The 8,933-nt window shown below is 69.4% G+C and carries 6 protein-coding genes; 3 read left to right on the forward strand and 3 right to left on the reverse strand.

What is annotated here, in order from left to right:
* Positions 1-222: 222 nt before the first annotated feature.
* Both AC1DXV_RS27275 and AC1DXV_RS27280 read right to left on the reverse strand, forming a co-directional pair.
* On the reverse strand, positions 223-390 hold the full coding sequence (locus tag AC1DXV_RS27275) for a DUF1328 domain-containing protein (protein ID WP_047500752.1): 168 nt from the start codon (positions 388-390) through the stop codon (positions 223-225).
* 129 nt (positions 391-519) lie between these two features.
* A complete protein-coding gene (locus AC1DXV_RS27280; RefSeq protein WP_477936505.1) occupies positions 520-1,863 on the reverse strand; it encodes a CHASE3 domain-containing protein in 1,344 nt (447 codons plus the stop codon).
* A 59-nt stretch (positions 1,864-1,922) separates the two neighbouring features.
* Here AC1DXV_RS27280 and AC1DXV_RS27285 point away from each other — a divergent pair, with 59 nt between their 5' ends.
* The gene (locus tag AC1DXV_RS27285; RefSeq protein WP_047500757.1) at positions 1,923-2,555 is read left to right on the forward strand and encodes a response regulator; all 633 of its coding nucleotides are present in this window, start codon (positions 1,923-1,925) and stop codon (positions 2,553-2,555) included.
* Between the two features lie 61 nt (positions 2,556-2,616).
* Here the strand turns inward: AC1DXV_RS27285 and AC1DXV_RS27290 are convergent, their stop codons facing one another.
* Positions 2,617-3,018 (reverse strand): response regulator transcription factor, encoded by a 402-nt coding sequence (locus AC1DXV_RS27290; protein ID WP_477871321.1) that lies wholly within the window; start codon positions 3,016-3,018, stop codon positions 2,617-2,619.
* A 353-nt stretch (positions 3,019-3,371) separates the two neighbouring features.
* Between AC1DXV_RS27290 and AC1DXV_RS27295 the strand changes: the two genes are divergently transcribed.
* Positions 3,372-3,494 (forward strand): hypothetical protein, encoded by a 123-nt coding sequence (locus AC1DXV_RS27295; RefSeq protein WP_465111150.1) that lies wholly within the window; start codon positions 3,372-3,374, stop codon positions 3,492-3,494.
* Between the two features lie 34 nt (positions 3,495-3,528).
* Positions 3,529-8,933, forward strand: a 5,405-nt coding sequence (locus AC1DXV_RS27300) for a glucoamylase family protein (RefSeq protein WP_477936507.1), incomplete at its 3' end; no start/stop codon positions are given.

Genomic DNA, 8,933 nt, shown 5'->3' on the forward strand with positions numbered 1-8,933 from the left:
TCGCGTGCCTCGCCGATCGCCGTCTCGGCCTGGTCGAGCGCGGTGTTGGCGACGCGGCGCGTGCTCTTGACGGCGCTGTCGGCCGAGTCGGCCAGGCGGTTGACGGTGTCGCTGGCCTGGCTGCTGAGGTTGTCGGTCTTGAAGGTGGAGGTGGTCATGGTTGTTTCCTTGATGTGTGGGATAACTAAGTTAGGCGAGGGACGACCGCGCCGCAAGGCCGGGCTAGGTACCCCGCTTGATGAGACCGAACAGGAAGGCAGCGACGGCCATGATCGCGAAGATGATGAACAGGATCTTCGCGATGCCGGCAGCGCTGGCCGCGATGCCGCCGAAGCCGAACAGGGCGGCGATCAGCGCGATGATGAAGAACACGACGGCGTAATACAGCATGCTCTGGCTCCTTCGGTGTGAGTGGTTGACGATGGGACCACTCTAGGAGCGCGGGCGTCCGCGAGGAATGGGACGGCGAGCCGATGCGGTGTAGGAGGGAGCCGACGGTCCCGCCGTCTCTTCTCAGGCTCAGATCTGCGGCAGCGTCGCCTGGATGCGCGTGCCGGTGCCCGGCGTCGACTGGATGCTCATGCGCCCGCCCTCGGCCTCGACGCGGTAGCGCATGCCCAGCAGCCCGTGCGTCGACGGCCGCGCCACCTGCGTGTCGAAGCCGCTGCCGTTGTCGTGCACGTCGACCTCGGCCAGCGCGCCGCGCGGCCGCAGCGTGACCACCACCTGGCGCGCCTGCGCGTACTTCGCGACGTTGGTCAGCGCCTCCTGCACGAGCCGGTACACCGTCAGCTCGCCCGACGGCTTCAGCGACACCGGTTCGAGCTCGCTGACCACCTTCACGCCCGAGCGCTCGGCGAACTCGCGGCCCAGGATCTCCAGCGCCGCCAGCAGCCCCAGGTTGCTCAGCGACGACGGCCGCAGGTCCTCGATGATGCGGCGCTTCAGCGCGATGCCTTCGTTCAGCGTCTCGTTCAGGTGCACCAGCCGCTCGGTGATGTCGGGTGTGTGGATCGTGATGCGCGACTTCAGCCGCGCCACGTCGAGCTTGGCCGCCGTCAGCAGCGCGCCCAGCTCGTCGTGCAGGTCGCGCGCGAGCCGGCTGCGCTCATCCTCGCGGGCGGTCTGCAGATGCTGCGCCAGTTCGGTGAGCTGCGCGGTGCGCGCGGTCACCTGCACCTCCAGCAGGTCGCGCTCGGCCTGCAGCGCCTCCTTCTTGTGCACGCGTTCCTTCTCGAGCGTGTTCGACTGGCGCAGGTACATGAAGAAGGCCAGCACGCTCAGCGCCGTCATCGCGTTGACGCCGAGCCGGCTCAGCAGCAGCGTCTGGTAGACCTCCTCGCGGCGGTCGGCGATCAGCATCGATTCGCGCGTCACCAGCCGCTCGGAGGCGAGGCGGATGCTCTCCATCTGCTCGCGCCCGATGTCGGTCTCGATGACCGCGCGCCAGGCCTCGTCGCGGCCGTCGGCGCGCAACTGCACCGTGGTGTCCATCTCGGAGACCTTCCTGCTGACCAGTGTCGCGAGCACGGTGAAGTCGGCGACGCGGTCGGGCTCGTGCGCGTAGTACTCGCCGAGCGTGCGCAGCGTCTCGCCGATGTTCGCCATCGACGAGCGGTACGGCTTCAGGTACTCGGGGCGGCCGGTGATCAGGTAGCCGCGCTGGCCGTTCTCGGCATCGAGCACCTGGCGCAGCAGCACCATGTTGTTGGTGCGGGCGACGCCCATTTCGCCCAGCCGGTCCAGCGCGTCCACCGAGGTGCGGTAGGCGGTTTCGCTGATGCCCATCAGCGTCAGCGCGGTCACCACCGCGAGCGGGAACGTGAAGGCACTGCGCTTGAATCGGTGAAAGAAGTTCTTCATGCGATTTTTCTGTGTGCCTCTAGAATCGATCGGAGTCCAACCACAGGGGACAGTCGCTCATGATCAAGATTGCCATCGTTGACGACCACGCGCTCGTTCGCGCCGGTCTGCGCCAGTATCTCGCGGAGCAGGTCGATCTGCAGGTCGTGGCCGAGGCCTCCAACGGCCGCGAGGCCCTCGACATCGTCCGCAAGGAACAGATCGACGTGCTGGTCATGGACCTGTCGATGCCGCAGCAGAGCGGCGTCGATGCGCTGGCCGCGATCCGCGCCCGCGAGCCCGAGCTGCCCATCCTCATCCTCAGCGGTTTCCCCGAAGAGCATTACGCCACCACCTTGCTGCGCCAGGGCGCGAGCGGTTACCTGAACAAGGAGTGCGATCCCGAGGAGATCGTCACCGCGATCCGCACCGTCGCGCGGGGCCGCAAGTACATCACGCCGGCCGTCGCCGAGTTGCTGGCCAGCAACCTCGGCGGCAACGCGAACCGTCCGTTGCATGAGCAGCTTTCCGAGCGCGAGTTCCAGGTCTTCCTGCGGCTCTCGAAGGGCGAGACCATCGGCCACATGGCCGACAGCCTGTCGCTGAGCGTGAAGACCGTCAGCACCTACCGCACCCGCGTGATGGAGAAGATGAAGCTCGAATCGAACAGCGACCTGACCTACTACGCGCTGAAGAACGGCCTGATCCAGTAACAGGCCGCCTGCCGACCTTGCGCCGCCCGGGAGGGCCGCGCAGGTGGCGTCTCATCCCGCGCTACAAGCTTCCCGAACTCGAATTCGCCGCCTCGCCCGAGGCGAGCCGTTGGCAGTAGCCGATCAACGCATCGATCTCGTTCGACTTGTCGAACACCTTGTCGGCCCCGAGCTCGAGGCACTTGCGCCGCATGTCGGGTGTCGCGTAGTTGCTGAGCACGACGAGCTTGGTCGCGTCGGGCAGGTCGCCGCTGGCCGACAGCACGCCCAGGCCGGAGCCGCTCTTCAGGAAGATGTCGACGATCACCAGGTCGCAGCCATTGCGCGGCTGCTTCAGCCAGTACAGCGCGGCGGCTTCGTTGTCGGCCGTGCCGACCACTTCGACGGCCACCAGTTCCTCCAGCGCCGCGATCAGGTTCTCGCGGATCACCGGGCTGTCTTCGACGATGTAGGTTTTCAGCATGTCCCGACTTCTGGATTCTTCTTCGGCAGGCAAGGCATGCTCGGCGGAAACCTGTCTGCAAAGGTGACGGATCTTGCCATTTCCGCGAGAAACGTGACGGGAAGAGCCTCGAGGACGCCGGCAGACATGCGCTCGATTGTATGAATCGGGCAACGCTGCCCCTGCCGGAAGAGCGCGGGAGCCACTGTAGGAGCCTGCCTACAGGTGGTCGCCGGCCGAACGTCGTAGGACAGCGCCCACAGGCGAAGGCCCTGTCGTCCGGCTGTGTCAGCAAGAGGTGCTCCCTAGACTCGTGCGCAGGTTGTCCGGATTCAAGGGTTTCCGGATTCACGAATTGCCGACGGGAGTGGCGAATGAAAAGACTGTTGATGTGGGCTGTGGGTGTGCCGTTCCTGGTGATCAGCATGGTCATGGTGTCGTTCAGCGACGGGTTGTCGACGCAGGTCGCGAGCCTCTCGTGGACGCAGCGACATTGACGGTGCGCGGCGAAGCGCCTTCAGGGGTGGGCCGATGAACCCCTCGATCACCGTCTACGAAGGGTTCGATTTCGCGCTGCCTGCGGCGATCGAGGAGTTCGCCGGGGCGTTCTCGCGCTGGGATGCGCCGTCGCGTTCGGTGCGGCGTGCGCGCTTCAAGGGCGAGTTGACGCGCGCGATCGAGGAGTTGCGTGCCTGCGTGCGGCAGATCGAGACCTTCACCGACGAGCAGCGCTCGCTGTCGCAGGCGGCGCAGTGGCTGGTCGACAACTTCTACGTCATCGAGCGCATCCAGACCGCGCTCACGCAGCAGCTGCCCGACAAGGCGGTGCGCGGCCTGCCGGCCTACCAGACCGGCGGCCACCCGTCGCGCGCGCGCATCGAGCTGTTCTCGCACTTCTACCTGGAAGCCTGCGACTTCGACTTCGAGGCCGACGAGCTGGTGCACGTGCTGGTCGAGTACCAGAAGGTGCACCCGCTGATGCTGCGCGAGCTGGCCCTGCTCGCGCCGGTCCTGAACTTCCTGCTGATCCGCCAGCTGCGCGCCTGCGCCGAGCAGATCCTCGAGATCCACCGCGGCGCGCACGCGGCCGACCTGGTCTCCGATGCGGCGCTCGCGTCATCGCGCGGTCCCGCGCGCGGCCCGACGCGGAAGGCCGCGTCGGCGGTGCCCGACCTGAAGAACGCGTCGGGCGTCTTCCGCCAGGCCTACCTCGGCCAGCTGGCGCAGCGGCGCCGCTACGACGACCCGGCGAGCATCGCCGGCGGCGCGCACGCTGAAGGCGTCGGCATCGTCCACCAGGCCGGCGCGATCGAGGACGATCTCGTCGTGCGCACGATGCTCGACGTGCGGGTGCGCAACATCTTCCGCAGCGTCAAGGCGATCGAGTTGAGCGACTGGGTCGACATCTTCGCGAAGACCTCGCTGGTCGATCGCGCGCTGCAGCGCAACAGCGTCTATGCGCGCATGGACCCGCATTCGAAGGCCTTGTACCGGCAGCAGCTGGAGCGGCTGAGCCTGCGCAGCGGCCTGCCCGAGCCGGACCTGGCCGAGATGGTGGTCGACCGCTTCGGCCGCCGCCGCGCCGGCGACGCCGCCGAGGGCGGCGAGGAGGGCGAAGACGTCGACATCGGCCGCTGGCTGCTGTCCGACCGCCGTCCCGAGCTGGAGCGCAGCATCGGCCTGACGCCGAACCCGCTGCGGCGCATCGAGGGCGCGGTCCCGCACACCCGGCTGGTGCTGTACGCCGGCCTGGTGCTGGCGCTGACCTTCGCGTTCACCGTGCTGGCCTTCCGCGCCGGCTATGCCGAAGAGCAGGTGTCGCTGCCGGCCGTCCTGATCTTCCTGCTGGCGGTCTGGCCGGCCTCCGAGATCGCGGTGCTGCTGATCAACCGCATCCTCGGCCGGGTGTTCAAGCCGGCCCAGCTGCCGCGCCTGGAGTTCTCGCAGGGCCTGCCGCCGCATTGCAAGACGATGGTGGTGGTGCCGACGATGCTGACCCAGCTCGAGCAGGTCGATCACCAGGTCGGCGAGCTGGAGCGCCACTACCTGTCGAACCGCGACGACCAGCTGCGCTTCGGGCTGCTGACCGACTGGCGCGACGCACCCGACCAGTCGCTCGAGACCGATGCGGTGCTGCTCGCGGCGGCCCGCGACGAGGTGGCGCGCCTGAACCTGCGCTATCCGCTGCCCGGTAGCGGCATGGCCACCGAAGACCGCTTCTACCTGTTCCATCGCAACCGCTGCTGGAACGCCGCCGAAGGCGCCTGGATGGGCTGGGAGCGCAAGCGCGGCAAGCTCGACGAGTTCAACCGCCTGTTGCTCGGCGAGCCGGGCACCTCGTACGTGTTCGAGGACGGCAGCGCCGAGCGCGTGCCGCGCGGCGTGCGCTACGTGATCACGCTCGATGCCGACACGCGCATGCCGGTCGGCTCGGTCGCCCGCCTGGTCGGCACCGCGGCGCACCCGCTGAACCGGCCGCAGATCGACGCGCAGACCGGCCGCGTCGCGCGCGGTTACGCGCTGTTCCAGCCTCGCATCTCGTTCCTGCTGCCGCAGGCCGAAGACCATTCGGTGTTCCGCTGGATCTTCTCGAGCGGTGCCGGCGTCGACCCGTACGCCGCCGCCATCTCCGACACCTACCAGGACACCTTCGGCGAGGCCACCTACACCGGCAAGGGCTTGTACGACCTGCAGGCCTTCCACACCGCGCTGTCGGGCCGGGTGCCGGAGAACGCGCTGCTCAGCCACGACTTGTTCGAGAGCGCGTTCGCGCGCTGCGCGCTGGTCAGCGACGTCGCGTTCTTCGAGGATTCTCCATCGCATTCCGAGGTCGCCGCGGCGCGCTCGCACCGCTGGGTGCGGGGCGACTGGCAGCTGCTGCCGTGGCTGCTGGGCGTGCGCGCCGAGCCGCTGTCGCCGCTGAACCGCTGGAAGATGCTCGACAACCTGCGGCGCTCGCTGCTGCCGATCGCGTCGTTCGCGCTCGTCGTCGCGGCCTTCATCGACCCGGCCGCGCAGCCGCTCGCCTGGCTCGCGCTGGTGCTCGCGTCGATCAGCCTGCCGGGGCTGCTCGGCTGGTTCTCGGCGCTGTTCGCACCGGTGCCGAAGGGCGTGCGCAGCAACCGGCCGATCCAGCTGACGCGCGAGCTCGGGCTGGTCGCCGGCCATGCGCTGATCGAACTGGTGCTGCTCGCGCAGAGCGCCTGCGTGATGGCCGACGCCATCGTGCGGGCGGTGTGGCGCACCTTCGTCTCGCAGCGCAAGATGCTCGAATGGCGCACCGCGGCCCAGGCCAAGGCGGCGGCGGGCGGCCAGCTGCGGCAGTTCAGCTGGGCCATCAGCAGCGCGACGCTGCCGCTGATCGCGTCGAGCGCGCTGATCCTGCTGTTCAATCGCGATGCGATCGTGGCCGCCGCACCGCTGCTGGCCGCCTGGTGGCTGGCGCCGGTGATCGCGGTCGCGATCAGCTCGCCGGTGCTGCTGGCGGCCCGGCTCGCCGGCGACCACGACCTGCGCGAGTTCCGCCRCATCGCGCGCCGCACCTGGCGCTTCTTCGAGGACTATGTCGGCCCGGCCGACAACCACCTGCCGCCCGACAACGTGCAGTACGAGCCGGAAGAGGTCGTCGCGCACCGCACCTCGCCGACCAACATCGGCCTGTACCTGCTGGCGCTGACGCGCGCGCGCGACCTGGGCTGGCTGGCCGGCGGCGATTTCCTCGGCCGCATGAAGGCCACGCTCGGCAGCATGGCGAAGCTGGAAACGTACAACGGCCACCTGCTGAACTGGTACGAGACCCAGTACCTGCGGCCGCTGGAGCCGCGCTACGTGTCGTCGGTCGACAGCGGCAACCTGGCGGCGCACCTGGTCGTCGTGGCCCGCGCGCTGCAGGAAGAGCGCGTGCGCCCGGTGGTCGGGCCCGAGCGGCTGGCCGGCCCGCGCGACAGCTTCCTGGAGCTGCAGGCGGCGTGGCGCAGCGTGCGCGCCGGCAGCCCGCGCGGCGACAAGGGCAGCGCGCCGCGCGGCAACGTGAGCCCGGCCGAGATCGATCGCGCGGTCGCCGACCTCGGCAGCAAGCTGCTGCAGGCCGATCCGGCGACACCGGCGGATGCCGGTCGAGCGCTCGCCGGTGCCGCGCAGCTGGCGCTGCACCTGAAGGAGCTGCTCGAGGCCTATGCCTTCGGCAGCGCCGACGGTGCCGCCCAGGGGGCCGGCGCGTTGAAGCCGGTCGTCGACGAGGCCGGGCGGCTGTGCCATGTGCTCGCGGCGCACCTCGACGACCTGCAGCGCCACTGCCCGTGGGCGGTCGAGGCGGCCTTCAGCACGCTGCAGCAGCAGGCGCCCGAGGTGTTCAAGGGCCCGCTGGCCGAGTTGCTCGCGGCGGTGCCGCGGGTCGGCGAGGTGCCGGCACACCTGGCCAACGTCGAGGCGGCGCTGCTGCAGGTGCAGCATCTGCAGGGCCAGGCACCGGCCACGGCGACGCTGCTGGCCGCGGCGCTGAAGGCCTGCACCGAGGCGCGCACCGCGACCGCCGTCTGGCTCGCCGACCTGGACACCTGCGCGGCGCAGGCCGAGGCGGCCTGGCGCGGCATGGAGTTCGGCTTCCTGTTCGATGCCCGGCGCAAGCTGTTCTCGATCGGCTACCGCGTCGCCGAGCACCAGCTCGACGAAGGGCGCTACGACCTGCTGGCCTCCGAGTCGCGGCTCGGCAGCTACCTCGCCGCCGCCAAGGGCGACGTGCCGGTCGACCACTGGTTCCGGCTCGGCCGCCACATGGGGCTCGTCGCCTCCGGCCCGGTGCTGATCTCGTGGTCGGGCTCGATGTTCGAGTACCTGATGCCGGCGCTGGTGATGAAGACGCCGCCCGGCAGCCTGCTGCACCAGACCTGCCGCAACGCGATCGCCGAGCAGATCCGCTACGGGCGCGAACAGAACGTGCCCTGGGGCATCTCCGAATCGGGCGTCAACGTGCGCGATGTGGAGCTGACCTACCAGTACGGGCCGTCCGGCGCGCCGGCGCTGAGCCTGAAGCGCGGCATGGACCGGCAACTGGTGGTCGCGCCCTATGCCACCGCGCTGGCCGCGCCGTTCGCGCCGGCCGAGGTGCGGCAGAACTTCACCGCGCTGGCCAAGCTCGGCGCCCTCGGGCCGCACGGCTTCTACGAGGCGATCGACTTCACCGCCGAGCGGCTCGGCGAAGACGAGAAGTGCGCCATCGTCAAGAGCCACATGGCGCACCACCAGGCGATGAGCCTGCTCGCACTGACGCAACTGCTGACGACCGACAGCCTGGCCGACCGCTTCCACCGCGAGCCCGAGATGAACGCCTTCGACCTGCTGCTGCAGGAGCAGGTGGCCGGCTCGGTCGTGATCGCGCGCGACAGCACCGCGGCACCCGAGCGCCACGAGAAGCTCGCGCGCCATTCCACGCAGCGGGTGCGCCGCGTGCAGGCCACCGACGTGCGCCGCCCCGCCGTGCACCTGATGTCGAACGGCCGCTACGCGACCGCGCTGACGGCCAGCGGCTCCGGCTACAGCGAATGCGCCGACCTCGACATCACGCGCTGGCGCGAGGACCGCGTGCTCGACGACTGCGGGCTCTTCATCTACCTGCGCGATGCCGATTCGGGCGTGCTGTGGTCGGCCACGCTCGCGCCGACCTTCAGCGAGCCGGACTACCAGTCGGTCGAGTTCGCCGAGGCGCGTGCGCAGTTCGACCTGCGCCAGCACGGCATCCGCAGCAGCCTGGAGGTGGTGGTCGCCCAGCAGGAGGATGCCGAGATCCGCACGCTGAAGCTGAGCAACGAGGGCCATGGCGTGCGCCGCATCGAGGTCAGCGCGCTCGGCGAGGTGGTGCTGAACCAGCGCAATGCCGACATGGCGCACCCGGCCTTCTCGAACCTGTTCATCACCACCGAGTACGACGCGGCGCGCGG

Source organism: Rhizobacter sp. P3_C12, assembly GCF_056402735.1.

Bases quoted from the DNA above. Each gene is read 5' to 3' on its own strand.
- AC1DXV_RS27275 (WP_047500752.1), bottom strand. From the start codon at position 390: ATGCTGTATTACGCCGTCGTGTTCTTCATCATCGCGCTGATCGCCGCC.
- AC1DXV_RS27280 (WP_477936505.1), bottom strand. From the start codon at position 1,863: ATGAAGAACTTCTTTCACCGATTCAAGCGCAGTGCCTTCACGTTCCCG.
- AC1DXV_RS27285 (WP_047500757.1), top strand. From the start codon at position 1,923: ATGATCAAGATTGCCATCGTTGACGACCACGCGCTCGTTCGCGCCGGT.
- AC1DXV_RS27290 (WP_477871321.1), bottom strand. From the start codon at position 3,018: ATGCTGAAAACCTACATCGTCGAAGACAGCCCGGTGATCCGCGAGAAC.
- AC1DXV_RS27295 (WP_465111150.1), top strand. From the start codon at position 3,372: ATGAAAAGACTGTTGATGTGGGCTGTGGGTGTGCCGTTCCTGGTGATC.